The 25,434-nt window shown below is 73.3% G+C and carries 20 protein-coding genes and 1 pseudogene; 7 read left to right on the top strand and 14 right to left on the bottom strand.

The genetic code is table 11. The annotated features are described in order from the left end of the window. The first annotated feature begins 291 nt into the window (after window positions 1-291). The gene (locus ACFC09_RS22755; RefSeq protein ID WP_376531211.1) at window positions 292-2,370 is read left to right on the top strand and encodes a SpoIIE family protein phosphatase; all 2,079 of its coding nucleotides are present in this window, start codon (window positions 292-294) and stop codon (window positions 2,368-2,370) included. Between the two features lie 134 nt (window positions 2,371-2,504). Here ACFC09_RS22755 and ACFC09_RS22760 read toward each other — a convergent pair whose 3' ends face one another. Continuing rightward, window positions 2,505-3,281 (bottom strand): putative protein N(5)-glutamine methyltransferase, encoded by a 777-nt coding sequence (locus ACFC09_RS22760; protein WP_376531213.1) that lies wholly within the window; start codon window positions 3,279-3,281, stop codon window positions 2,505-2,507. Window positions 3,282-3,793: 512 nt separating this feature from the next. Here ACFC09_RS22760 and ACFC09_RS22765 point away from each other — a divergent pair. Continuing rightward, a complete protein-coding gene (locus ACFC09_RS22765; protein WP_376531457.1) occupies window positions 3,794-4,195 on the top strand; it encodes a MarR family winged helix-turn-helix transcriptional regulator in 402 nt (133 codons plus the stop codon). A 10-nt stretch (window positions 4,196-4,205) separates the two neighbouring features. On the opposite strand, the gene ACFC09_RS22770 is transcribed toward ACFC09_RS22765, so the two are convergent. Together ACFC09_RS22770 and ACFC09_RS22775 are read right to left on the bottom strand one after the other, a co-directional pair. Then, window positions 4,206-4,955 (bottom strand): GNAT family N-acetyltransferase, encoded by a 750-nt coding sequence (locus ACFC09_RS22770; RefSeq protein WP_376531215.1) that lies wholly within the window; start codon window positions 4,953-4,955, stop codon window positions 4,206-4,208. Beyond that, window positions 4,952-5,875, bottom strand: coding sequence for an NADP-dependent oxidoreductase (locus ACFC09_RS22775; RefSeq protein WP_376531217.1), 924 nt, complete (start codon window positions 5,873-5,875; stop codon window positions 4,952-4,954). Before ACFC09_RS22775 ends, ACFC09_RS22770 begins: the two co-directional genes overlap by 4 nt. 496 nt (window positions 5,876-6,371) lie before the next feature. Here ACFC09_RS22775 and ACFC09_RS22780 point away from each other — a divergent pair, with 496 nt between their 5' ends. From ACFC09_RS22780 to ACFC09_RS22790, 3 genes are all read left to right on the top strand, one after another. Beyond that, a complete protein-coding gene (locus ACFC09_RS22780) occupies window positions 6,372-6,953 on the top strand; it encodes a hypothetical protein (protein WP_376531219.1) in 582 nt (193 codons plus the stop codon). Between the two features lie 345 nt (window positions 6,954-7,298). Beyond that, entirely contained in the window at window positions 7,299-8,267 is a 969-nt protein-coding gene (locus ACFC09_RS22785; RefSeq protein WP_376531221.1) for an acetylxylan esterase, read from the top strand. 199 nt (window positions 8,268-8,466) lie between these two features. Next, a complete protein-coding gene (locus tag ACFC09_RS22790) occupies window positions 8,467-9,318 on the top strand; it encodes a GntR family transcriptional regulator (RefSeq protein ID WP_376531223.1) in 852 nt (283 codons plus the stop codon). Between the two features lie 8 nt (window positions 9,319-9,326). On the opposite strand, the gene ACFC09_RS22795 is transcribed toward ACFC09_RS22790, so the two are convergent. The 9 genes from ACFC09_RS22795 to ACFC09_RS22835 all read right to left on the bottom strand — a co-directional run bounded on the left by ACFC09_RS22795 (window position 9,327) and on the right by ACFC09_RS22835 (window position 19,521). Then, window positions 9,327-10,052 carry a class I SAM-dependent methyltransferase gene (locus ACFC09_RS22795; RefSeq protein WP_376531226.1) on the bottom strand — a complete coding sequence of 242 codons (726 nt, stop codon included), beginning with the start codon at window positions 10,050-10,052 and terminating at the stop codon, window positions 9,327-9,329. Window positions 10,053-10,186: 134 nt separating this feature from the next. Beyond that, window positions 10,187-11,437 (bottom strand): RNA polymerase sigma factor, encoded by a 1,251-nt coding sequence (locus ACFC09_RS22800; protein WP_376531228.1) that lies wholly within the window; start codon window positions 11,435-11,437, stop codon window positions 10,187-10,189. Continuing rightward, window positions 11,434-11,775 (bottom strand): YciI family protein, encoded by a 342-nt coding sequence (locus ACFC09_RS22805; RefSeq protein WP_376531230.1) that lies wholly within the window; start codon window positions 11,773-11,775, stop codon window positions 11,434-11,436. The genes ACFC09_RS22800 and ACFC09_RS22805 overlap by 4 nt, the downstream gene beginning before the upstream one ends. Next, window positions 11,772-12,509 carry a nuclear transport factor 2 family protein gene (locus ACFC09_RS22810; protein WP_376531233.1) on the bottom strand — a complete coding sequence of 246 codons (738 nt, stop codon included), beginning with the start codon at window positions 12,507-12,509 and terminating at the stop codon, window positions 11,772-11,774. Before ACFC09_RS22810 ends, ACFC09_RS22805 begins: the two co-directional genes overlap by 4 nt. A gap of 182 nt (window positions 12,510-12,691) precedes the next feature. Next, complete coding sequence (locus ACFC09_RS22815; protein ID WP_376531235.1) at window positions 12,692-13,552, bottom strand: formate/nitrite transporter family protein; 861 nt, start codon at window positions 13,550-13,552, stop codon at window positions 12,692-12,694. Window positions 13,553-13,805: 253 nt separating this feature from the next. Continuing rightward, window positions 13,806-15,233 carry a S8 family serine peptidase gene (locus ACFC09_RS22820; RefSeq protein WP_376531237.1) on the bottom strand — a complete coding sequence of 476 codons (1,428 nt, stop codon included), beginning with the start codon at window positions 15,231-15,233 and terminating at the stop codon, window positions 13,806-13,808. 20 nt (window positions 15,234-15,253) lie between these two features. Next, entirely contained in the window at window positions 15,254-16,243 is a 990-nt protein-coding gene (locus ACFC09_RS22825) for a cytochrome d ubiquinol oxidase subunit II (protein ID WP_376531239.1), read from the bottom strand. Further along, window positions 16,240-17,655 carry a cytochrome ubiquinol oxidase subunit I gene (locus ACFC09_RS22830; protein ID WP_376531242.1) on the bottom strand — a complete coding sequence of 472 codons (1,416 nt, stop codon included), beginning with the start codon at window positions 17,653-17,655 and terminating at the stop codon, window positions 16,240-16,242. Before ACFC09_RS22830 ends, ACFC09_RS22825 begins: the two co-directional genes overlap by 4 nt. A gap of 633 nt (window positions 17,656-18,288) precedes the next feature. Then, window positions 18,289-19,521, bottom strand: coding sequence for a cytochrome P450 (locus tag ACFC09_RS22835; RefSeq protein ID WP_376531245.1), 1,233 nt, complete (start codon window positions 19,519-19,521; stop codon window positions 18,289-18,291). A 587-nt stretch (window positions 19,522-20,108) separates the two neighbouring features. On the opposite strand from ACFC09_RS22835, the gene rho reads away from it, so the two are divergent. Together rho and ACFC09_RS22845 are read left to right on the top strand one after the other, a co-directional pair. Next, the gene (gene rho / locus ACFC09_RS22840) at window positions 20,109-21,257 is read left to right on the top strand and encodes a transcription termination factor Rho (RefSeq protein WP_376531247.1); all 1,149 of its coding nucleotides are present in this window, start codon (window positions 20,109-20,111) and stop codon (window positions 21,255-21,257) included. A 495-nt stretch (window positions 21,258-21,752) separates the two neighbouring features. Next, a pseudogene (locus tag ACFC09_RS22845) lies at window positions 21,753-22,562 on the top strand (D-alanyl-D-alanine carboxypeptidase family protein); the annotation flags it as partial. 83 nt (window positions 22,563-22,645) lie between these two features. Here ACFC09_RS22845 and ACFC09_RS22850 read toward each other — a convergent pair. Both ACFC09_RS22850 and mptB read right to left on the bottom strand, forming a co-directional pair. Next, window positions 22,646-24,016 (bottom strand): glycosyltransferase 87 family protein, encoded by a 1,371-nt coding sequence (locus ACFC09_RS22850; RefSeq protein WP_376531249.1) that lies wholly within the window; start codon window positions 24,014-24,016, stop codon window positions 22,646-22,648. Further along, entirely contained in the window at window positions 24,013-25,407 is a 1,395-nt protein-coding gene (gene mptB, locus ACFC09_RS22855) for a polyprenol phosphomannose-dependent alpha 1,6 mannosyltransferase MptB (RefSeq protein WP_376531251.1), read from the bottom strand. The genes ACFC09_RS22850 and mptB overlap by 4 nt, the downstream gene beginning before the upstream one ends. Window positions 25,408-25,434: the final 27 nt, after the last annotated feature.

Consider the following 25,434-nt stretch of genomic DNA (forward strand, 5'->3'; position numbering starts at 1 on the left):
GGCCGGCGGCCGACAGCTGCCGGTGCAGTGCGAATGCGAACGAAGGTTCGACCGGACCGGCCCACGGCGAACTGATGCCTGGTGAACTGCCGACTACCGCCCGCTTTCGGGCCGGTGTCCACCGGTTGACGACCGGTGGATGGCTGTTTCGCCGGACGCCCGGCCCGATGGTGAGGGATGGTGGAGGTAACGGACGGCGGCGTCGGAGAGTCGGGTGTGGGCGCGGGAGGACATGGGGTGCCGGCACGAGGGGACGGCGTGCCGCAGGGACGGTCGAAGGCGGTGCGTGCGATGAGTACAGCCGAGGCTCCCGTGGCCGAGGGCGAAGGTCCGGTACGGCCGAGCGGGCTGCTCGACGTGCTCAATGTGGCCTCGGTCGTACTGGACGACAAGGGCCGCATCGTGCTGTGGAGCCCCCAGGCGGAGGAGTTGTTCGGCTACTCGGCGCAGGAGGCCCTGGGCGAGTACGCGGCCCGTCTGATGGTGCACGACGAGCACATCGAGCTGGTCGGCAAACTGTTCGCCGATGTGATGGCGACCGGCCAGAGCTGGGCCGGGGCGTTCCCCATCCGGATCAAGGACGGCAGCACGCGGCTGGTGGAGTTCCGCAACATGCGGCTGATGGACGACCGGGGTGACGTGTTCGCGCTGGGACTCGCGGCCGACCGGTCGACGGTGCGCCGTCTCGAACAGGACGTCGCCCTGTCGGAGCGGATGGTCACCCAGTCCCCGATCGGGCTGGCCGTACTGGACACCGAAATGCGGTACGTCTCGGTCAATCCGACGCTGGAGCGGATGAACGGCCTCTCCGCCGAGGAGCACGTCGGACGGACCCCCCGCGAGGTGCTGCCGCGGCTGGACGCCGACACCCTGGAGGAGGCGACCCACCGGGTGCTGGAGACCGGCCGGCCGCTGATCGACCGCCCCACCGTCGGCCGGACCCCGGCGGACCCGGACGCGGACCACGCCTGGTCGGTGTCGCTGTACCGGCTGGAGGACGCCATGGGCCGGGTGCTCGGCGTCGCGACGTCGATCGTGGACATCACCGAGCAGTACCGGGCCGGAGTCGAGGCCGAGGCCGCGCGACGGCGGCTGGCCATCGTCGCGGACGCGTCCGCCCGCATCGGCACCACCCTGGATCTGGACCGCACCGCCCACGAACTGGCCGACGTCGCCGTGCCGGAGCTGGCCGACGTGGCTGTCGTGGATCTGCTCGACGCCGTGGTGGACGGCCGCCGCAGCACGTTCGGGCCCGCCGGGCCCGCGTTGATCCGGCCGGTCGCGGTCCGGGCGGTGCAGGCGGCGGACGCGGACGCGGTCCGGGCCGCCGACCTGCCCGGCCGACGGGTCAGCTACGACCCCGACCGGCTGATCGCCAGATGCGTACGCACCGCGAGCCCGGTCGTCGTGCCGCGGGTGACGGACGCGGACCTGGACCGCATCGCCCGTTCGCCCGAGGCGGCCGAGTTCCTGCGGCAGGCGGGCGTGCACTCCTATCTGGCGGTGCCGCTGATCGCGCGCGGCGAGGTGCTGGGCGCCCTCGACCTCAAGCGCACCCGCAATCCGCGGCCCTTCGACGAGGACGACGTGCTGCTGGCCCGGGAGCTGGCAGGCCGCGCGGCCGTGCAGATCGACAACGCCCGCTGGTACCAGAACGCCCGTGACACGGCCCTCACCCTGCAACGCAGCCTGCTGCCGGGCCGGCCGCCCGTGACGACCGGTCTTGAGGTCGCCTCCCGCTACCAGCCGGCGGGCGCCACCACCGAGGTCGGCGGTGACTGGTTCGACGTCATCCCGCTGGAGGGCGGCAAGACGGCGCTCGTCGTGGGCGACGTGATGGGCAGCGGCATCGAGGCGGCGGCCACCATGGGCCGGCTGCGCACCGCCACAGCCACCCTCGCCTCGCTCGACCTCGATCCGGCGGTGCTCCTCCAGCACCTCGACAAGATCGCCTCAGGTCTCGACCACTCCATCGCGACCTGCGTCTACGCCGTCCACGACCCCCGGCTGGGCCAGTGCCGGATCGCCAATGCCGGGCATCTGCCCCCGGCCCGGATCCGCGCCGGGCGCACTCCGGAACTGCTGACGCTGCCCACGGGGGTGCCGCTGGGCGTGGGCGGCGTCTCCTTCTCCACCACCACCGTCGGCTTCGCCCCCGGCGACCGGCTGGTCTTCTACACCGACGGACTGGTGGAGACCCGCAGTCACTCGCTGGACGAGCGCCTGGACGCCCTGCTGGCCCTCCTGGACGGCCCGGACCGCCCGTTGGAGGACGTCTGCGACCTGCTGCTGCGAACGCTCCACCACCCCGACAACCACGACGACGTGGCGCTGCTCATCGCGCGGGCCCGGGACGCCGGGGCCGCGTGATCCCCCGTCACGCCGGGAGGGAGCGCGGCGGCCCGGGGCGGCGTACGGCTCGGGACGGGGCGCGGCCCGGAACGGCGTACGGCCGGCGGCGTCTGAAAGACACCTCCGGCCGTCCGGTTCCGCAGCCGTGGTGGCTACTCCCTGACCCCGATCACCACATGCGCGTACCGCTCGTCGCAGACCGCCAGGGTCGCGGTCAGGCCGGCCCCGGCCAGGGTCTCGACGGCCGGGCCCGCCTGCTGCTCGCTCGTCTCCACCAGCAGGCAGCCGCCCGGGGCGAGCCAGTGCGGTGCGGCGATGGCGACGCGCCGCAGCACGTCGAGGCCGTCCGCGCCGCCGTCGAGGGCGAGCAGCGGCTCGTGGTCACGGGCCTCAGCGGGAAGCAGACCGACCTCGCCGCTGGGGACGTACGGCACGTTCGCCGCGAGGATGTCGACGCGGCCCCGGAGGGTCGGGGGCAGCGCCTCGAACAGGTCGCCCACGTGGGCGTGCCCGCCGTGGCCGGCTATGTTGCGCCGGGCGCAGCGCACGGCGGCCGGGTCCACGTCGGCGGCGTGCAGTTCGACCCGTCCCAGCGCGGCGGCCAGGGCGGCACCGACGGCGCCCGAACCGCAGCACAGGTCCACGACGACCCCGGCGCCCGGACGGCGGGCGAGGGCCTGGTCGACCAGGAATTCGGTACGGCGGCGGGGCACGAAGACGCCGGGTTCGACGGCGATCCGCAGTCCGTGGAACTCGGCCCAGCCGAGGACCTGTTCGAGGGGCAGTCCGGCGGCGCGCCGGTCCACCATCGCGGCGGCCTCGTCCGGTGTGCGGGCGGTGGCGAGGATCAGTTCCGCCTCGTCCTCGGCGAAGACACAACCGGCGGCGCGCAGCGCGGCGACGACGGTGGAAGGGGTGAGCAGGGGCATGGAAGCCGAGAGCCTTTCGGTGACCTGGGGCCGAAGGACGCTCCCCCCGGGCACCGGCTACCGGCGATGGACGCCGCGGTGCGGGGTGAGCACCCGACCTGACACAGCGGTAATGGGTCTCACCTCCTCGACGGCACACGGCCGGGACGTTCCACAGCCGGACGGCCACCCTACCCCAACGGCCTGACACCGACGGCGGCTTCGGTCTCCCACAAGACTCCGGCCGTCCCGGGGCCCCGGTCTCCTCCCGGCCCTGGCTGCGTCCAGGCGCCGCCGCAGTCCCGCAGCCCCGTCCTCCCCTTGCGTCGGAGGGCCCCGTTCCCCGGTCCCCGGACGCCCGCCCGGCCCGGTCCGCACCGCGCCCCGCAGGGCCGCTCGCCCGCGGGCCGGCGCCCGGACCGCGGGCGAGCCGAGTTGTATCGTGCAACCAAGGAGGACCGGAGGATTGGACGCTCGAAGGAGGCATTTCCGTGACGGCAGCGCAGACGGCGATCGAGACCATCCAGTACGAGATGACGGTCTTCGCCCGCCGGGCCCGGACTCTGGCCGGCCGGATGCACCCCGAGCTGTCCCTGGTGTCGTTCACCCTGCTCGGCCACCTGGAGGAGAGCGGCGGCTGCCGGGCCACGGACCTGGCGGCGCACTACGCCCTGGACAAGTCCACGGTCAGCCGCCAGGTGGCCGCCCTTCAGCGGGCCGGGCTCATCGAGCGGCGCCCGGACCCGCAGGACCATCGGGTCCAGGTGCTGCACCTGACCGGGAGCGGCCAGGAGATACTCGCCCAGGTCACCCGGAGCCGCCGTACCGCCGTCCAGGAGCGGCTCGCGGACTGGCCCGAGGAGGACCTGACACGGTTCGCCGACTTCCTGAAGCGCTACAACGGGGCCGGGCCCGGCCCCGTCGCCACTGACTGACCGGTCCCGGTCAGACCGGTACGGCGGTCCGCCCGTCCGCGAGGCGCTGCGGTGCCCGGACCGCGAGGAACTGCGTCCTGCGCCGGAGTCGGAAGCCGAGCGACTCGTAGAGCCGGATGGCGTTGGTGTTGTCCTCGCTCGTGTGCAGGAACGGCGTCTCGCCCCGGTCCCGGATGCCGTGCGCCACGGCGAGGATCAGCCGGGTCGCCAGGCCCTGGCCGCGGACGGCCGGGTCGGTGCAGACCGCGCTGATCTCGGTCCAGCCCGGCGGGTGCAGCCGCTCCCCCGCCATGGCGACCAGGGCTCCGTCGCGCCGGATGCCCAGGTACGTGCCGAGTTCGACGGTGCGCGGCAGGAACGGGCCCGGCTTGGTGCGGCCGACCAGATCGAGCATCTCGGGGACGTCGGCGGGGCCGAGGCGGACCGCCTCCGGGTCCGGCGCGGCGGCAAGGCCGTCGTCGACGAACTGCACGCCCTCGATCCGGAAGACCACCTCCCAGCCCGGCGGTACCTCTCCCCGGAAGCCGGGCAGCGGGACCTCGGCGCCCGGCCCGGCGAGCGCCGCGAGGTCCGCCCAGTCGCCGGCATCGGGCTCGTCGGGCATCCCGATCCACGGGGACACGTCGACGGGATAGCGCAGCACCCGGCCGCGGCGCTCGGCGAAGAAGGCGTGCGGGCCGGTCAGCGAGGTCAGGGCGGGATTGTCGAGGACGTGCTCGGTCCCGGCGGGCACGCCGGTCCGGTGGCTGGATTCGCTCACCGGGCGACCTCGATCACGATCTTGCCCTGGGTGTGGCCCTCCTCGACGGCCCGCAGCGCGGCTCCGGCCTGCTCCAGCGGGAAGGTGCGGGTGACATGGGGGTCGAGCGCGCCGGTCACCACGAGGTGGGCCACCGCGTCGAGCACGGCCGCGGTGCGGGCCCTCGCCACCCGGGAGGCGCCGCGCCGGGCGAGCGCCTCGGGCAGCGCGGCCGCGGTGATCACTTCGGCGGGGTCGGCGGGCAGGGCGGCCACCTCGGTCAGCACGTCGCCGCCGACCAGGTCGTAGACGGCGTCGACCCCGTCGGGTGCCGCGGCCCCGACCCGGTCGGCCAGGCCCGGCCCGGAGGGCACGTGCACGGCGCCGAGGGACTCGATGAAGTCCTTCTTGCTCGCGCTCGCCACGCCCACCACGCGCAGCCCGAGGGACCGGGCGATCTGCAGGGCCGACGCGCCGACACCGCCGCCCGCGCCGGTGACCAGCAGGGTCGCGCCGGCGGGCAGGTCGAGTTGGTGGAGGCCGTCGTAGGCGGTGGCCGCCGCGACCGGCAGGGTCGCCGCGTCGGCGAAGGACAGCGCGGCGGGCTTGTGGGCGGTCACCGCGGTGGACAGCAGGGCGTACTCGGCGTATCCACCGTCGACGGTGTTGCCGAAGACCTCGTCCCCGACGGAGATTCCGGTCACGCCGTCGCCGACCTCCTCGACGACACCGGAGACCTCGCTGCCGAAGACCGACGGGAACGTGCGCTCACCGGAGCCGGGGCGCCGCAGGCCGTTCCGCAGCTTCCAGTCGACGGGATTCACCCCCGCGGCACGGACCGCGACCAGGACCTGACCGGCGCCGGGCCCCGGCCGGGCGACGTCGGCCAGCGCCTCCGTCTCGGGACCCCCGTACCGGGTGAACACGTATGCCTTGGGCATCTGCTTCCTCGCTCTCCTTGCACTGTCACCGGCGCACCAGTGCCAACACCCAGCGGCAAGGCGGAGCACCCGGCGGCTATTCCCGGTCCGGCGCCGAGTTCATACGGCCGCAATGCTCGGGGCGCCGGGCCGCACCGGGGGGAGCCGCGGAGCACGACGTACGGTCGAACGATGCAGCGTCATCCGGGGTGTCACCGGGCCGCCGGGCGCCCTCGGGCCGGCTCCTCCGGGTCGTTCGGGTCGGGTTCCGGGGAGCCGGTACGGGGGGCGCGTCCCCGGGTGCGGAGCGCCGCCGCGGGCTCCCGTGCGACGGTCGCGTCCGTCGCCGGTGCCCGCACGCTGACGCAGCCGCACCGACCCGGGTACGACAGCGGTACGGACGCATCCCCGCGTGCGCGGCGCGCGGTGTGGTGGCGGCCGTCGCCCCTGAACGCCGACCGGAGCGACGGCAGGACGCCGTCCGGCCCTCCGGCCCCGGGCGGCCAGGAGGTCTGACATGCGGATCCCGGTGCGCGGCGGGCTTCGGCGCGGCAATCCGCTGCGGCGCCGCTCGGACGCCGTGGCGGCGTGGTCTGCGGTGAGCGTCGCGCTGCTGCTGTTCACGGGCGCGCCGCTGGCCGGGGTGTGGGCGGGCCTGTGGGCCCACCGCCAGGCCGCGACCGTCGCGGCCGTGCAACGGGCCGAGCGGCATCACGTGCGCGCGAAGGTGACCGGGAACCCGTCCCGGCCGCTTCCCGCGGCGGACGGCCAGGAGCGTCCCCGGCGGGCCACGGTGCGCTGGACGGAGGCCGCCACCGGCGAGCACACGGCCGAGGCGCGCGTCCCGGCGGGCACCCGCGCCGGAGACGTGGTGGACGTCTGGATCGATGCCCGGGGGCACGGTGTGGGCGCGCCTCCGGACGACGTGGCCGTGTGGCAGCACACCGTGACCGTCGGCGGGTGCGCGACGGGCGGAGCGGCCCTGCTCGTCGTCCTCGGCCACGGTGCGGCACGCCGGATCGCGATGCGCCGCCGACTGCTGGAGTGGGAGCGGGAGTGGGCCCGTACCGGCCCGGACTGGACCTCCGGGGCGGCCTGAACCGGACCGACCGGCCCGTCGGGCCGACCCGGACCGCCCCCGACCCGCACGGCCCGGTGAGCGGCGTGGCGGGCCGCCACATCCTGAGGGCGCGGAGCCTGTTCGGCACGGGGATGGTGGGGGTGTCCGACCGGATGCGGGCCCGGTCGACCCGGTCGGCCCGTCCCCGCCGTCTGCCACCGAGCCCTTGACACAGCCACCTGGGCAAGCGCTTCCTGTTCTCTGACCAGGGTCGCCCACCCCGCGGTCTCGGCACCGCGGAAAGGGTTGCGCCTCTGGCGAACGCTCCGACCGTCCACGTACGGTGTGATCATCCGCACGCACTCTTCACAAAGGCGACTGCTGATGGCTTTGTTCGACCTTCCGCTCGACGAACTCCGCGACTACCGCAGCGCGTCCACGGAGCCCGAGGACTTCGACGCCTTCTGGTCCAAGACGCTCCAGGAAGCGCAGGAGTACGACCTGGACGCGCGCTTCGAACCGGTGGACACGGGCCTGTCCACGGTCCGGGTCCACGACGTGACGTTCGCCGGATTCGGCGGACACCCGGTCAAGGGCTGGCTGACCCTGCCCGCCGGCGCCGAGGAGCCGCTGCCGCTGGTGGTGCAGTTCATCGGTTACGGCGGCGGGCGCGGGCTGCCCTACGAGCATCTGCTGTGGGCGTCGACGGGCCGCGCGCACTTCGTGATGGACACCCGTGGGCAGGGCAGCGCCTCCGGTGGCGGAGGCGGCACCGCCGACCCCGTGGGCGCCGCGCCCGCGTACCCCGGGTACATGACGCGGGGTGTGGACGCACCCGAGAACTACTACTACCGGCGGGTGTTCACGGACGCGGTGCGCGCGGTCGAGGCGGCCAGGTCGCACCCGCTGACCGACGCGACCCGGACCGTGGCGACGGGCGGCAGCCAGGGCGGCGGCATCGCGCTCGCCGTCGGCGGACTGGTCCCCGACCTGGTGGCCGTCGCCCCTGACGTGCCGTTCCTGTGCGACTTCCCGCGGGCGACGAAGCTCACGGACCGCCACCCGTACCGGGAGATCGGCCTCTACCTGAAGACGCACCGCGGCAACACCGAGGACGTGCTGCGCACGCTGTCGTACTTCGACGGCGTCCACTTCGCGGCCCGCGGCCGGGCGCCCGCCCTGTTCTCGACGGCGCTGGAGGACCAGACCTGTCCGCCGTCCACGGTGTTCGCCGCGTACAACGCCTGGGCGCACGACGACAAGGCGATCAAGGTGTACGACTTCAACGACCACGAGGGGGGCGGGCCGTACCAGGACGAGACGAAGGTGCGCTGGCTGCGCCCGCGCCTCTGAGGGCCCGTCCCACCGTCGTGTGCGCGGGGCCGGTCGCACCGGGAGACCGGCGGAATCCCGAGTGCGGCGCCGGCCGTGGGGGCGGTTGGGTTTCGGTCGTTCCGGCGGACCGGCCTTCCCTGTTGGTTTAGACCAATGCTAGATCTTGTCACGCAATGAGCCCGAGTGGCTACGTCTTGTGACCAACAGGAGGCGCGGCATGGCCCGCACCACCCCGCACGACCACCCCCGGACCGACGGCCCCGTCACGCCCCTGTACTGGCGGGTCGCGGCAGAGCTGCTCGGCGAGCTGCGCGACGGGACCGTACCGCCGGGCGAGCGGCTGCCGGGCGAACGGCGGCTGGCCGAGCACTTCGGGGTCAGCCGGGAGACCGTCCGGCAGGCCCTGGAGGTGCTGCGGCGGGACGGGCTGGTCAGCACCGACCGGCGGGGCAGCCACGCCGGCCTGCACGGCCGTCCCGTGCAGGCCGGCGTGTTTCTGGCCTTCCCACTGGGCGTGCGGGCGGCCGACCCGCACATGGTCGAGAGGGCCACCGTGACCTGGGAGACTCCCCCACCGGACCACGCCGCCGCCCTGGGGATCGCCCCGCACCGGCCGACCCTGGTGCACCGCTACGAGTCCGCGGCGCCGGACGGCCGCACCCTGCGCAGCGCGGTGACCTCGTTCTCCGCGGTGGCCCTGGCCGAGGTCGCGGAGCTGGGGCGCTACCGGGCCCGGGCCGGGGCCGCCGCGACCGCGCAGCTGCGGCGCGCCTACGACTGGATGCGCAAGGCGGGTCTGGCCCTGCACCACCGCGACGCCATCAGCCAGGTCGCGGACGCTTCCTCGGTGCGGGTGACACGGCACGTGCACGACCAGTACGCCCGCCCGCTGGAGATCACCGATCTCGTGGTGGACGCCCACCAGGACACCCTCGTCTACGAATTCACCCTGCCCGCGGTGGGCACGGACGACGGCGTGCCGGGCGACCGCGGGCGGGACGGCCGCGCACGGGGTGTCAGCTCACCTCGCGGCGGGTTACGGGGGAACACGGCCCCGGCCGTCGGTTAGGCCGCCGGTCAGGGCAGCCGCCGCGCCACGACCAGGCGGGCGCGGGGGCTGCCGTCGGCGCGCCGGCCGAACTCGGGCAGGGCGTGCAGTTCCGTGCCGAAGCCGGCGCGCCCCAATCCGTCGAGCACCGCGCCGAGCCGGAAGGCCCGGTAGTACATGACGAACGGCGGCCGCCACACGGCGTTGCGCACCCGCATCACCGCGTCGAAGCCGAGCAGCATCCAGAAGCCGGGGCCCGAGGGCCGGGGTGGGGCGAGCACCGGGAACGCGAAGCGGCCGCCGGGCCGCAGCACGGCGCGGACCTGGCGGAACAGCCCCGGCAGTTCGCGCGGCAGGAAGTGCCCGAAGGCCCCGAAGCTCACCACGAGATCGAAGGCGGACGCGAACGGCAGGGCGCGCGCGTCGGCGCGCACCAGGTGGACGCGCGGTCCCTCGGGGCAGCCGTGCCGGGCGGCCTCGGCGAGCATGCCGGCACTGAAGTCGACGCCCGTGACGCTCCGCCGGCACACCCGCGCCAGCACCTCCGTCCCCGCGCCCGTGCCGCAGCACAGGTCCAGCCCGTCATCGACCGGACCGAGCCTGCCGAGCGCCGCGGCGACGGACTCCAGGATGCCGTCGGGGGTACGGAAAGGCGTGTGGTCGAACTTCGGCGCGAGCAGGTCGTAGCCGTGCTCGACGGACGACAGCGCCTGGACGGCGAGTTCGCGCAGGCTGGGTCCCTCAGGACTGAACATCCGATCAGCCTAGGCGCACGCGGCGGCGGTCGGCTGCTCGGGCACGGCCGCGCGAGCCGACGGTCCGGCACGGCGGTCGTCGGCGCCGCCGTGGCCTGCGCCGGGTCCGCTGTCGTCCTGCCGACGTACGGCCCTCAGCCGGATCCGCACTCCGCGAGCCGCCGCTCCAGGAACCTCCGCTCCGCGTCGTTCTCGACGAGTTCCAGTGCCCGCTCGTACGCCGCGGCGGCCTCGGTGGTGCGGCCCAGGCGGCGCAGCAGGTCGGCACGGGTGGCGGGCAGCAGGTGGTATCCCGCCAGTCCGCCCTCGTCCGCCAGTTCCGCCACCAGGGCCAGGCCCGCCTCGGGGCCCTCGGCCATGCCCACCGCGACCGCCTGGTTCAGCCGTACCACCGCGGAGGGCACCCGGCGCCGGAGTTCGCCGTAGAGGGCGGCGATCTCGACCCAGTCGGTGTCCTCGGCCGTGGCCGCGCCGGTGTGACAGGCCGCGATGGCCGCCTGGATCTGGTAGGGGCCCGGGCGTCCGCGGCGCAGGGCCCGCTCCAGCAGGGCGGTGCCCTCGTCGATCTCCGCGCGGTCCCACCCGGAACGGTCCTGGTCCTCCAGGGTCACCAGGTCGCCGTGCGCGTCGACGCGGGTGGCGCGGCGGGCGTCGTGCAGCAGCAGGAGGGCGAGCAGGCCCGCCGCCTCCGGTTCGTCGGGCATGAGGCGGGCCAGGACCCGGGTGAGACGAAGGGCCTCCGCGCACAGGTCCACCCGTACCAGACCGCTGCCCGAGGTGGCCGTGTAGCCCTCGTTGAACAGGAGGTAGAGCACGCCGAGCACGCCCGTGGTGCGCTCCGGCAGCAGATGCGCGGGCGGCACCCGGTACGGGATCCCCGCGTTGCGGATCTTCCGTTTCGCCCGGACCAGGCGCTGTGCCATGGTCGCCTCGGGCACCAGGAAGGCGCGGGCGATCTCCGGGGTGGTCAGGCCCGCGAGGGTGCGCAGGGTCAGCGCGACCCGGGCCTCGATGGGCAGGGCCGGATGGCAGCAGGTGAAGATCAGCCGCAGCCGGTCGTCCCGCACCCCGCTGTCGCCGTCGTCGTCGCAGAGTCCCTCGTCGCGCGTCAGCAAGGCCGCCTCCCGCAGTTTCCCGGCGCCCACCTCCTGCCGGCGCAGCACGTCCACGGCGCGGTTGCGGGCGGTCGTGGTGAGCCAGGCACCGGGGCGGCGCGGCACTCCGTCGCACCGCCATCGCTCAAGGGCCTGGGCGAAGGCGTCCTGGGCGCATTCCTCGGCGAGGTCCCAGTCGCCGGTCGCCCGGATCAAGGTGGCGACGACCTGGCCCCATTCCTCGCGGAAGGCGGCGGTGACCGCCTTCTCGACGTCGTGCGCGGCGTTCACTCCCAGACCGGCCGCACCTCGACCGTGCCGCCGCCCAGCGCGGCCGGGTGCCGCGAGGCGAGCGAGATGGCCTCGTCGAGGTCGGCGACCTCGACGATGTCGATGCCCGCGACGTACTCCTTCGACTCCGCGAAGGGGCCGTCGCCGAGCAGCACCTCGTCGCCGCGCACCCGCACGGTCGTGGCGTCGGTGACGGGCCGCAGGCGGGCCCCGCCCTTGACGACGCCCCGTTCGCGCACCTCTTCGATGTACGCGGTGAAGCGGGGGTCGTCGGCGATCTCGGCGGGGCTGAGTTCCTCGCCGCCGACCGGGGTGCAGATGAAGAACACGTACTTCATGACCGCTCCTTCGTGGCGCCCGCCTCCGGCGCCGAGAGGTGTTCGTGGGTGATCAGCCAGCAGAAGCCGGTGTCGCGGTAGCCGGTGGTCACGCGCACCAGGCGGTCCAGCGGCCCGTTGTCGGTGCCGGTGGCGCGCAGCCGCACCAGGGCGTGGCTGAACGCGCTGCCCTCACCGGGGCGTACCCGCAGGTCGAGGACCTCGCGGTGGACCGGCCCGGTCAGCCGCGCGAGCCGGTCCCCGAGCGACGTGCGAAGGGCGTCGGCGCCCGTCGACTCGCCGCCCGCCAGGTGGAACACCTGCACGTCCGGGTCGTAGCAGGCCATCATCCGGTCGAGGTCACGCTCGCGGGCGGCCGCGGTCAGCTCGGCGTCGAGCCGTCGGACGCTCGTCTCGGCGTCCGCGCCGCCCTCGTCCCAGAACGGGCGCACCTCCATGGCCCCGATCGTCGCCACGGGGTGCTCGGCGGCGATCCGCACGGCCTCGTCGAGGCTCGCGCAGTCCACGACGTCGAACCCGGCGACGTACTCCTTCGTCTCGGCGAAGGGCCCGTCGGTGCACAGCACCTCGCCGTCCCGCACACGGACGGTGACCGCGTCGCCGGGAAGCCGCAGCCGGTGGCCGTACAGCCGCGCGCCGCCGCGGACGCCGTGCTCCTCCACCCACGGCTCGACGGGTTTCGTGCCGGAGGCGTCCGCGGTGTCGTCGCCGCAGACCAGCAGCATGTATTTCATGGTTCCTCCCGGTCCTCAGGGTCTTCCTACACCCCACCGACGAACGGGGCCGGGCGGAATCGACACACCGGGCGGGACGTTTTCCGCTAGGACTCCGCGGGGGACCGGGGCAGGTGGCCGCGGACATGGAAAAGCGGGAGTCAGCCGGGCTGACTCCCGCTGTGCGGGCCGGAATCCGCGGCTCAGGCGGAGACGGCCGACTGTTCCGGGATGACGGCGGGGTCGGCGGGGTCCCGGGCGGGGTCCTTCGACGGGCGCCGGCCCATGTAGCCGTAGACGGCGCCGACCAGCAGGCAGCCGCCGACGAGGTTGCCCAGCCCGACCAGGCCGAGGTCCTGGGCGAAGGCGCTCGCGGTCGCACCCGGCACGTGCTCGAACATGCCGAGCGCGAAGTAGGTCATGTTGGCCACGACGTGTTCGAAGCCGGACGCCACGAACGCCAGAATGGCCCAGAAGATCAGCATCAGCTTGGCGCCGTCGGACTTGGTCCGGGCGGCCATCCACACGGCCAGGCAGACGAGGAAGTTGCAGAGCACACCGCGGAAGAAGAGGGCCGCGCCGGACTCCGCCGTCTTCGTCTTGATCAGGCTGGTCAGCAGCGCGAGGGCAGGGGCGGGGTGGCCGGGGGTCGCACCGGCTTCGATGACGCCGCTGCCGTGCACGATCCAGGCGAACAGGACCGAGCCGATGAGGTTGCCGACGAACGAACCGACGATCAGGGCTATCGCGTTGCCGACCGTGCAGCGCCGGGTGATCGCTCCCTGGACCCCGGTCATCATGTTGCTGGTCGTCAGTTCGGCACCGGCGAACACCACCAGGGTCAGGGCCACGGCGAACACCAGGCCCTCGACGAGTTTGGTGAGCGGTGACGACGCGACGAGCAGTGGTCCGCCGACACTGAGCAGAAGGACTGCTCCCACCCCGATGAAAGCGCCGCCCAGTGCTGAACTCACCAGGTAATGACCGGGCTTGCGAAGACTGTCAACCTTGTCGGCAGCCACCTGCCCCTGCTCCATCAGAGCCTCGGTTACGGGGATGGGCATGCTTTCACCTCGTTGTGCTCGACTTGCTGGTCTTTCCGTGGTTCCCTCGCGGTGCCACCGCTCCCGCCGAGGGGCCCGACGACATGCGTGGTCTGCACATGCATCAGTGCAGACCTTCGATGTTTATCCCAGCCGCAGCCTGATTGCGTCAATAGAGTTAAAAGCTATGACAAAATGGCAGAAGTCCGATTCGCCGGTGCGCGAGAGCATTTATCGGCGCCCGTGAGAATTGTCACAGCCAATTCGGCGGGCTTCATCCGGTGGCGGTGGCGGCGAGTTTCGGCACGAAAGCCGAGGCGTCGATGGTGCCGAGTCCGGAGGCCATGTCGTAGCCCTTCACCGCCTGGTACCCGTCCGGGCCGTTGTTGCCGACGGTGATGTCGATGACGCCTCCGGAGGGGTCGTTCTGCAACCCGTACATCGGGCCGTGGACGGCGCCGAGGCGCCGGCCCGCCTTCTGGTCGGCCAGCGCGATCACCGCGGCGAACATGGGAGCCGCCTCGCTGGTGCCACCGACCGGCACCCAACCCGGGCCCGCCGGCAGGAAACCCTGGTAGATCAGGGTGCCGCCGGAGGCCGAACCGTCCATGCAGATGTCCGGTGTGCCGCGCCTGCCGCCGACGCGGTCCTCGACACCGTCCTGGTAGGCGGGGCGGGTGAAGGTCTGGGAGGGGCCGCCGCCGGTCGCGCCGTACTGGTCGTGCCAGACGGTGTCGGGGCCGGTCCGCCGGCCCTGGTCGTCGAGGTGGAGCCGGGAGGCGCCCAGGGAGAGGACGCTGGGGTCGGACGCGGGCCAGGACACCGACTTGACCCGCTCGCCGTGCGGCCCGATGGGCGGGGCGGCACCGGAGTCGCCCGCGCTGGCCACCAGGGACACCCCACCGGCCACGATCTGGGCGAGCACACCGCTGAACCGCGCCAGGTTCTGGGCGGGCCGGCCGCTGTTCCCGGCCGCCGTGTACTCCTCGACGCCGAAGCTGATGGAGATCGCGTCCGGGTGATGCCTGTTCAGACTGTCGGCGATGCCGTCGAGGATGAGCCCGGCGCCCACCGCCGCGCCGTCGGCGGCCTGCCGGGCCGCCTCCTCGTCCGGGGTGGGCTCGGGGGTGCCGGACGGGGAGGGTCCGGGACGGTAGACGGCCGCGGGCAGTCCGATCTGCGTGACGACGATCTTCGCCTCCGGGGCGACCATGTGGACCATCTGCACGTCCAGGGTGGTCTCCATGGCGGTGACGGCCAGCTGGGAGTTCTTCGGGTCGAACGGGGCGATGCGCCCGGCCGGATCGTAGCGGTCGACGGTCAGCTCCGGCTTCGGCAGCTTCATCGCCTGGCTGAAGGTCTCCAAGTCCCGCCTCAGCGTGTCCGGAACCACCTGCTCGTAGACGACGACCGTGCGGCCCTCGCCGGTCAGCCCCAAGGAGTTGAGCCGGTCGATGCCGTAGGCCGTGCGGACCAGGTCCGGTGTGTAGCAGGCGGAGCCGAGCACCCTGCGGCACTCCGCGCTGCTCGGCACCTGCCGGAAGGGGTGCGCCGTGGCGGACGGGGAAGCCCGCACCGTGGCGGTCCGCCGCGGTGTTTCGGCTCGGCCCGAGCCGTCACCGCCGCCCGAGCAGCCGACGGCGGCCAGCGCGAGCAGGGCGGCACAGGCGGCGGACTTGAGAACCGGGTGAGTGGTGGTCATCGTGGGATCGTGCTCCGTCGTCAGCCGAGTTTGCGTCGCAGTTGCAGGCTGTACAGCAGGTAGAGGGAGGGCGCGATCAGGATCGCCGCCACGCAGGAGACCGCGAACAGCATCCACAAGGAGGCCGCCGGGGCCGCCGCTTGATGAATGGTCAGGTGCGTGCCCAGGAGATAGGGGTACTGGGCGACTCCCCACCCCGCCACGACGGCGGCGATCGCGAGGGCCGCGAGGGTGCGCACGACGGGCGGTCGGCCCTTGCGCAACAGCAGCAGCGCGGCGAGACCGCACAGCCCGGAGACGGCCAGGAGCGCCGCGCCCACCGTGCTCAACTGGTGGAACAGCCGCGGGGCGTCCAGATCCAGGATGAACACGCCCGCGAGGGCCACCAGTCCCGTGACGACGCCCGCGCCGACGGCCCGACGGCGGAACCCTCTTTCCAGCGAGGTGCTCCCCCGGCGCTGGGCCTGTCCGGTGAGGAACACGGCGGCGAGGTAGGAGCAGACGGTGACCGCGAGCACGCCGCCGAGCACGGATGTCGGATTGAGCCAACTGGACATCGGGTCGCCGCGGCCCGCCGCGGGGACTCGGCCGGAGGCGATCCCGCCCGCGATGGTGCCGAAGAAGAAAGGGGTGACGATCGACGAGGAGGCGAAGGCGACACTGATGCCCAGCTCCCCCCGGCTGTGGGACAACGCGTGCCGGAAGGCGAAGCTCGCTCCGCGCGCCACGATGCCCAGCGCGGCCAGGCCCAGCGGGATGTACAGGGTGGTGGTGATGGCGGTGTACGCCTGGGGGAAGGCCGTCCAGATCGTGACGAGGCAGAAGATCAGCCAGGTGTGGTTGGCTTCCCACACCGGGCTGATGGAGAGGTTGATCAGCTCCCGGACGGGTCGTCCCCGCTCGCGGCCGCCGGCGGTCAGGTCCCAGAAGCCGGCTCCGTAGTCCGCCCCGCCGAACAGGGCGTAGGCGATGACGCCGACGAACAGGACCGCGGCGATCAGTGTGCTCATACGTCATCAGCTCCCGGTGTGCGCCCGTTCGCCGCCGGCGCCGGCTGGGGACCGTACGGGACCACGACGGCGTCGGTGCCCTCGCGCAGCCAGCGCCGGTGCATGGCGCGCAGGACCAGCAGGGCGCCGGTGCCGACGCAGATGTAGATGGCGAGGACCGTGGCGAACAGCGGCCACAGGTTGCCCTGCGTGGCGACCGCGTCCCTCGTCAGCAGGAGCCCCACCACGGTCCACGGCTGCCGGCCCACCTCGGTCACCACCCAGCCGCTCCACAGGGACAGCAGCGCGACCACGCCGGAGACCGCGGCACCGCGCAGGAACCAGCGGTTCGTCGGCACCTCGCGCCGCCGCCACCACAGCCAGCCGAACCACAGGGCCAGCAGGAGGAGCAGGGAGGCGGTCCCGACCATCACGTCGAAGGCGAGGTGTACGACGCTGACCACCGCGTCGTCGGGGCGCACCGCAGGGGGGATGGCGTCGAAACCCTTGATCGTGGTGGACGGGCTGAAACCCGCGAGGATCGACGCGACGTCGGGCAGGGGGATGCCGTAACGGACCTTGCCGTCGATGAAGACGCCGCCCAGGGTCTCGGGGATGTGGTCACCGGTCTTGGGGACCATCTCGATGGCCGCGAACTTGGCCGGTTCCCGGTCGAAGACCTGCCGGGCGATCGTGTCCCCGACCAGGAACTGCAACGGCATGGCGATCGCCCCGACCGTGAACGGCACGAGGAATCCCAACCGGTGGTAGCGGTCCCGGTGTCCTTTCAGCAGGCCCCACGCATAGACTCCCGCGACCATGAATCCCGCGACGATGTACGACGCGAGGAGCATGTGCACCATTTCCCACCAGAAGGCGCCGTTGAAGAACACCTTTCCAGGGAACACCTCCGTGACCCGTCCGTCCTTCACCACGATGCCCGCGGGCTGGTTCATCCAGCTGTTCGCCGCGATGACGGAGGCCGTTCCGCCGACGCTCGCCAGCGTGACGGCGACGCCGGTGAAGAAGTGCGGCCACGACGGAAGTCTCTTCCAGCCGTAGATGTAGATGGCCACGAAAATTGCTTCGAGGAAGAAGAACAGCCCTTCATAGGCGAACGGAAATCCGAACGCCGCCCCGTACGTGCCCATCAGCCCCGGCCAGAGCAGTCCCAGTTCGAAGGAGAGCACGGTGCCGGACACCGCCCCGACCGCGAACAGGACGGCGGCCACCTTGGACCACCGCTGTGCCAGGAGCAGTGCCTGGTGGTCGTCATGGCGAATCGCCCGGTAGTGGCAGATCAGCATCATGAAGGTGAATGCGACCCCGAAGGGCACCAGGATGATGTGGAAGCCGAGGGTGAACGCCATCTGCTCACGCGCGGGAAGGAGTTGCGGCGGGTCGGCAACTCCCAGCAGGGCAGACAACAGCATGAATTCTCTTTCCGGCTCGGGCAGCGGCGGGCCGGCCGCGGAATGCTCTCGGGCTCGCCGCCGTGGGGGATCAGGTCCGAGGGACGCTGAGAAGCTTCATCGGGGCCGGTCGTCGTGGGCGCCGCGAGCGTCCGCGGCGATCGGACCGGCGACGGCTCACCCGGGCACGCAACCGCCGCGGTCCAGTGCGCGGCGTTCGTTCGCGGCATGTCGTGGAATCGTCGCGCCCATGTCGTTCAATTCCTTCACGGCCCTTACCCCTAGGCAATCCGAAATTGCGTGAAGACAGATCCCGCGCATGGTAGTCAGCGGACCGGAACCACCCTTGCCACGACGGGCGACGGCGCCGCTGTTTCCCCCCTTGGTGCCATCTCCTGAGTGCCAAGTAGCGGAAACAGCGGGGTCCGATCGAGGTCTGATCGGAGTCTGATCAAGATCTGAGCAGGGTCGGAGCGGGGTCTGATCCAGGTGTGAGCGGGGGTCCGAACGGGGTCCGGCTGAAGGTCTGAGCGGGGTCTGAACGGGGTCCGGCTGAAGGTCTGAGCGCGATCTGAACGGGGTCCGGCTGAAGGTCTGAGCGCGATCTGATCCGGCGGACGCCGGAAATCGCCGTCGCCTTTGCCCGTCACCGGTTCAGACGCCCAGCCGCACCGGCAGCGTCCCGACGCTGTTGCCGACGAAACCGGCATGCCGCGGAAGGGCGTCCTCCGCCATGGCGAGGTCGAGCCCGCGGAAGCGGCCGAACAGCCGCTCCAGCGCCACGGTGGCCTCCAGCCGGGCCAGCGGGGCGCCCAGGCAGTAGTGGGCGCCGTGCCCGAGGGACAGATTCCGTACGGCACCGGGACGCCCGGCCCGGGTGACGTCGAACCGGTCGGCGTCCGGCCCGTACCCGGCGGGATCGCGGCCGGCGGCGGAATAGCCGGCCGGCACCGGGGTGCCCCGCGGGATGACGGTGCCGTCCAGCGTCAGGTCCCGTACGGGGTAGCGGAACGGAAAAAAGCTCACGGGCGCGTCCCAGCGCAGCGTCTCGTCCACCACGTCGTCCCAGCTCGCCCCGCCCGCCCGGACGAGGTCGAGCTGGTCCCGGTGCGCCACGAGCGCCCGTACGGCGTTCGTGATCAGGTTCAGCGTGGTCTCGTGCCCGGCGATGATCATCAGGACGAGCGTGCCGATCAGTTCCTGCGCGTCGAGCCGGTCGCCGTCGTCGTCACGGGCGGCGATCAGAGCGCTGGTGAGATCGTCGCCGGGGGCCGCGGCGATCTCGCCGAGGACGGCGACGAGTTCGCGGTGGGCGGCGACCGCCTCCGCGGGGGTGATGCCGGTGGCGACGACCTGGTTGCACAGGTGGTGCAGCCGGTCCCGGTGGCGCGTGTCCACGCCCAGCAACTCGCTGATGACGCCCAGCGGGAGCGGCAGCGCGAAATGCCGCCGCAGATCGACGACTCCGTCGTCCGCCGCGGCGGCCCGGACCAGGTCGTCGAGCAGGGCCACGGTCAACTCCTCGACGCGGGGCCGCAGTCCGGCGACGCGCCGGGGTGTGAAGGCCCTGCTCACCAGAGCGCGCAGCCGACGGTGGTCGTCCCCGTCGGCGGTCGTCATGCCCCGCACGGTCGCGAAGGTCGCCGGCGGCCACCCCGCGGGGATCCGCCCCTCGACCAGCGCGGTGAAGTGCCGGGCGCCCTTGGCCACATCGGGATGGGTGAGGAACTCCCTGAGCGTGTCGTGCCCGAGGACCGCCATCGCCTCGACCTCCCCCGGCAGCACGACCGGAGCGACGGCTCCGCGGGCCAGCAGCCGGGCGTTGGCCGCGTGCGGGCAGCCGCCCGCGGGGTCCATACGATGCGGTTCCGCGGACGTCCTGTTCATGGCTGAACTCCTCGGGACGGGGGGGGTGGATCGGGCGTGGCGCGGGGGACGAGCCGGGGACGGTGCACGAAGGTCCATCGGGCCCGGTGGAGCGGACCCGATTCTGCCCAGCCGCGGGGACTTGCGCACCGGTGCGCGGACGGTCGGGGGAACACAGGAGGCCGCCGATGCGTTGTGCTGGGCAGGAGGTGCGCTCGACGGCCGAGCGTCGACTGCCGCGCCTACCGGGGCGATGTCGCGGGCGGCGCGTAGCGTTCCCCTCCGGCGGCCCACCGTGCGCCTCCGGTCAACCCTTTTGGCGCGGGCCGCCGCCAGGGTTCCGCCACGAGTGGTACAGTGCAAGCAGCACTTGTCCACGCCCCGTCGAGGGCGCCGGTGCTTCTTTCCCTCAGGTCACCGTCATCACGGCCGTTCTCCGGCCGGTACGTCGGTTTTCCACAGCACCTTGTCGGCAGTCGCTGACGCCCTGCCCGTACCGAGGTGTCGTCCGCCGCCGCGGCGCTCTCGTGCGCCCGCCCCTCGCGGCCCCTCCCCCTCCCCTCACCCGCCTGACACCAGGACCCGTGTCCGCGAAAGGACCACCCTTCATGACCACCACACTCGAACACCCCCCTGCGCAGGCACAGGCTCCGGACGACCGGCAGGTCGTCGGTGTCCTCGACGTCGACGCACACGGGAAGGGGCAGCTACGGGCGGAGAACTGCCTGCCCGCGCCGTCCGACCCTCAGGTCCCGCCCGCGCTCGTCCGCCGGTACGGCCTGCGCAAGGGCGACCTCGTCGAAGGCGTCCGCGGACCGCAGCGCGCGCTGACCGCGATCGAACGCGTCAACGGCCGGACACCCGGAGAACCGCGCACCCGACCCCACTTCCACGACCTCACTCCCCTGCACCCGCACCGGCGACTGAGGCTGGAGCACCCGGCGTCCGGGGCGGCCGGCCGCGTCGTCGACCTGTTCACCCCCGTCGGCAAGGGCCAGCGCGGGCTCCTCGTCGCCCCGCCGAAGACCGGCAAGACCGTGCTGCTCCAGCAACTCGCGGCCGCCGTCGCCGGCAACCACCCGGAGTGCCGTCTCATGGTGGTGCTGCTCGACGAGCGCCCCGAGGAAGTCACCGAGATGCGGCGCTCCGTGCGCGGCGAGGTGTACGCCTCGACCTTCGACCGGACGCCCAAACAGCACATCGCGCTGGCCGAACTCGTGATCGAACGGGCCAAGCGGCAGGTCGAGGACGGCGCGGACGTCGTCGTCCTCCTCGACTCGCTGACCCGGCTGTGCCGGGCCCACAACAACGCAGCGAGCACCAGCGGCCGCACCCTCAGCGGCGGCGTCGACGCGGCGGCGCTGCTCGGACCCAAGCGATTCTTCGGCGCCGCCCGCCAGGCCGAGGGGGGCGGCTCGCTCACGATCCTCGCCACCGCGCTGGTGGAGACCGGCTCCCGGGCCGACGACTTCTTCTTCGAGGAGCTCAAGAGCACGGGCAACATGGAGCTGCGCCTCGACCGGCAACTCGCCGCGCGCCGCGTCTTCCCCGCCGTCGACCTCACCGCATCAGGTACGCGCCGCGAGGAACTGCTGTTGCCCCCGGCCGAGTTGACGACCGTACGGGGCCTGCGCCGAGCCCTGTGGAGCAGGGACGGCGGGCCGGCGAACGTGGAGACCCTGCTGCAACGGATGCGGGAGACCCCCGACAACGCGACGTTTCTGCGCCGCGTCCAGCCGACCCTGCCGCCCGGCTGAACCACCGGCCGCCACACCACCGACTGCCGCACCGCCCGGCCGCCACGTCCGGCCGCCACGTCCGTCAGTGGCCGCGTCATCGGTCGCCGCACCAGCGGCCGTCACGTCCGTCAGCGGCCAGATCGCACGTCGCCGCCGCCAGTGGGCGCGGCACGCCGCCGGACGATGCGCCTTGCGCGGCGCGGTATACCGCCGGACGGGGCACACCGCCGGTACGGTACGCAGCCGGGCCGGACACGACCGGGCGCCATGCCCCACCACACACGACATGCCTCCGGGAGCGACGCGCCGTCAGCGGCACCGCGGCGCCGGAGGCGGACACGGTCCGGCGACGTCCGCCGCGGCGGACGGCGTCCCCGGGTGCCGGGGCGACAGGCTCGGGGGGACTCGTGTGGGGCATCCGGGTTGCTCCCGAACGCCGTGCGGCCCTGGCAGCGCGGAGCACGACACCTCCGTTCCTACGTTGCTCATATGAAAATCGGATCTTCGTCTCGGATGGCCGTGTCGACCTGCGCCCTGTGCGTGGCGGGCGTGCTGGCCCTCACGCCCCCCGCGGCCATCGCCCACCCGCGGACCGTCGCCCCTTCGCCGGGCCCGGCGCGGGCCGCGGTGCCGCAGCCCGCGGTCCTCTTCGGCTCCGGCATCCAGGTCAGGCCGCGCTCCGGGGCACCCGAGGTGCCCGACGTCACGGCGCTGTCCTGGCTGGTCGCCGACGCCGAGAGCGGCGAGGTGCTGGCCGCGCACGACGCACACCGCGAGCTGCCGCCCGCCAGCACCCTGAAGACGCTGTTCGCCCTCACCGTGCTCCCGGTCGTGCCCGGCAGCGTCCAGCACACGGTGAGCGGGCAGGAACTGGCGGACATCGGACCCGGCAGCAGCCTCGTCGGGGTCAAGGAGGGCCTGACCTACGAGGTGGCCGACCTGTGGCGAGGCGTCTTCCTCAGCTCGGGCAACGACGCCGTACACGTACTGGCCTCGCTGGACGGCGGCTGGGACACCACGGTCGCCCGGATGCAGACCAAGGCGCGCGCCCTGGGGGCCCGCGACACCCATGTCATCTCGCCCGACGGCTACGACGCGCCCGGCCAGGTGTCCTCGGCGTTCGACCTCGCCGTCTTCGGCCGGGCCGGGCTGCGCAACCCCGACTTCGCCCGCTACTGCTCCACCGTCGACGCCGCCTTCCCCGGCGAGGGCGGGTCGTACGGGATCGAGAACACCAACCGGCTGCTGACCGGCGCGGACGGCGTGGCACGGTACCCGGGTCTGATCGGCGTCAAGAACGGCTACACCAGCGACGCCGGGAACACGCTCGTGGCCGCCGCCCGCCAGGGCGGCCACACTCTCGTCGTGACGGTGCTCAACCCCCAGGAGGACGACGGGCTGACCGTCTACGAGGAGGCGCGCGCGCTGCTCGACTGGGGTTTCGCCGCCGGCGGACACGTCGATCCGGTCGGCTCGCTGGACGCGCTGGTGGACAAGCCCCGGCCGACCGCGGCCCCGTCCCGGACCCCGTCCGCCGCGCCGGTCGCCGCGTCCGTGCCCGACGGCGATTCCGGCTGGTCGGAGTTCGGTGTCATCGCGGGCGTGGCGGGTCTGGGCGCGGGGGCCGTGGCACTGGCGCTGCGGGCCAAGAAGAACGGGCGGGCGGCCCGGGGCTGACCGACCGGCAGACCGATCAGCAGACCGAGCGTGATCCAGGTGTAGATGTTGCTGCCGAGGAACCCGTCCACGCCGGACGCGTCGTCGAACCACAGCCACACCACGCTGGTGCACAGCACCGCGTACAGGGCACCCGCGATCCGCGGGTGCCCGGCGCGGAGCAGCACCGCGAAGGACGGCAGCAGCCAGACCAGATGGTGCACCCAGGTGATCGGGCTGATCAGACAGGCCAGCAGGCCGGTCAGTGCGAAGGCGCCCGTCCAGTCCCCGGCCACCACCGCCCGGCGCGTCCGCCATGCCCACAGGCACAGCACCAGCAGCACCGCCGCCGCCCACAGCGGACGGCCGGTCTCGCCGAGCCGGGCCAGCACGCCCTGGAGCGACTGGTTCGACACGTAGTCGAGGTGCCCCACCCGGTTCGTGTCCCACAGCGCCACGGTCCAGTAGAAACGCGAGGCCCGCGGGTCCACCCCGGCGGCGAGGGCGGTGGCGCCCAGGGCGACGGCCGAGGCGCAGGCCGCGGCCCGCCAGCGGCGGGCGAGCAGCAGCAGGCCGATGAAGACGACGGGCGTCAGCTTGATGGCGGCGGCCAGGCCCGTCCCCACGCCCGCCCAGCGGCTCCGCCCCGTCGCCAGCAGCTTGGCGTCGACCAGGACCAGCGCCAGCAGCAGCAGGTTGACCTGGCCGAAACTGAAGGTGTCGCGCAACGGCTCGAACAGCGCGAGCACGCACGCGGCGAGCGACCAGCCGTACCAGCCGTGGCGGCGCCACCGCGACCCGGCCAGCAGACGCAGCACCAGGGCCAGCGCGGCCAGGTTGAACAGCAGGGACACCGCCATGGCCAGGTGCAGTCCGATCAGGGCCATCGGCAGCATGGCGACCGCCGCGAACGGCGGGTAGGTGAAGCCGTACGGTGTGCCCGGGACCCGGTAGTCGTAGAGCCGGCCGCCGTGGTGCATCCAGGTGTCGACGGCGCCGTAGTACACCCGCAGGTCGAAGAAGTCGCGCATCAGCGGGACGGTGGCCGTGAACGCGGTCACGGCGGCGACGAGGACCAGAACGAGGAGCAGCCGGCCCCGTTCCGTACGCGGTGCCCTCATGCGGCCCGGCCCAGCGCCGGGGCCTGCGCGGCCTGGTGGGCCTGCCACAGCACGACCACGGCCAGCACACCGCCGGAGACGGCGAGCACCAGTTGTCCGGTGTCGGCGGGGTCACCGCTGGGCAGCACGGCCAGGGCGAGCGCGGCCGTGACGGCGGCCACCCGGTGCCGTATCGACGTGCTGGGCGCGGCGGCGGCGATCAGGAACAGGCCCCACAGGGCGTACCAGGGGCGGATCGCCGGGCCGAAGGCGGCCACGACCGCGAGGCTGAGCCCGAGCGCGTACACGGGTTCGGGGCGCTGCCGCAGCCATATGACGAGGACGGCGACGGCGGTGACGGCGAGACCGAGCGCGTGCCAGGCGGGGACGGCGAGGGGGGCCAGGCCGCTGCCGAGGTGTTCGAGCAGCGCCCCGGTGACCCGGCCCAGCAGGCTGGTGAGCGCCCAGTTGTGCGAGGAGACCGGGGTGTCCAGGGCGCCTATCCAGCCGTATCCGGTACCGGCCACGGCCGTCGCGGCAACCGTGGTGGCGCCCGCCGCCATCGCCGTCGTCAGCAGGGCGCGCAGCGGGCCGCGGCCCGCGCGCACCTGGAGCACCACCACGGCGAGGAGGCCCAGCGCGGCGGGCGCCTTGACCAGGGCGGCCAGTGTGACCAGTACGGCTCCCAGGGCGGCCCACCGACCGAGCGCCGCGACCAGGCCGACGCCGAGCAGCCCGAGCATGATCGCGTCGTTGTGCGCGCCCGCGACCAGGTGCAGCAGGACCAGCGGGTTGAGCGCGCCGAGCCAGAGGGCTGCGGCCGGGTCGGCGCCGCTGTGCCGGGCCAGCCGGGGCAGCGCGGCTGCCATCAGGGCGACGCCGAGCAGGGCGACGAGCCGCATCCCGACGAGCCCGGCCGGGAGTTCGCCGCGGGTGAGACCCGACAGGGCCGCGGCGACGCCCAGGAAGGCCGGTCCGTAGGGGGCCGCGGTGTGCTGCCACACCGGGGCGACCTCGTCGGCGAGCGGGCCGCCGAGCTGTGCGGGTCCGTGCGTGTACACGTCCAGGTGCGCGTCGACCATGGCGCCCTGGGCGAGGTAGCTGTACACGTCCCGGCTGAACAGCGGCGGCGCGAGCAGCAGCGGGCTCGCCCAGACGGCGAGGACCAGCAGCAGGGCGCGTGGCGTCGGGGGCTCGGGGCCGCGCACGACGCGGCCGAGCAGCGCCCAGGCCGCGATCAGCAGGACGACGCCGAAGTACACCCCGACCAGGCCGAGGGCCGCCCGGGGCGACGAGGGCGCCAGGAGTTCTTGGACCGGCAAGGCCCCGGCGCTCTCACCGCCCAGCGCGAGGAAGGCGGTACCGGCCAGACCGAGCATCTGGCAGCGGCGGAGATCGACGGGGAAAGCCATGGCCAACACTCGGCAAGCGTGTCAACG

The sequence above is a fragment of the Streptomyces sp. NPDC056161 genome (assembly GCF_042268025.1).
Taxonomy (GTDB): domain Bacteria; phylum Actinomycetota; class Actinomycetes; order Streptomycetales; family Streptomycetaceae; genus Streptomyces.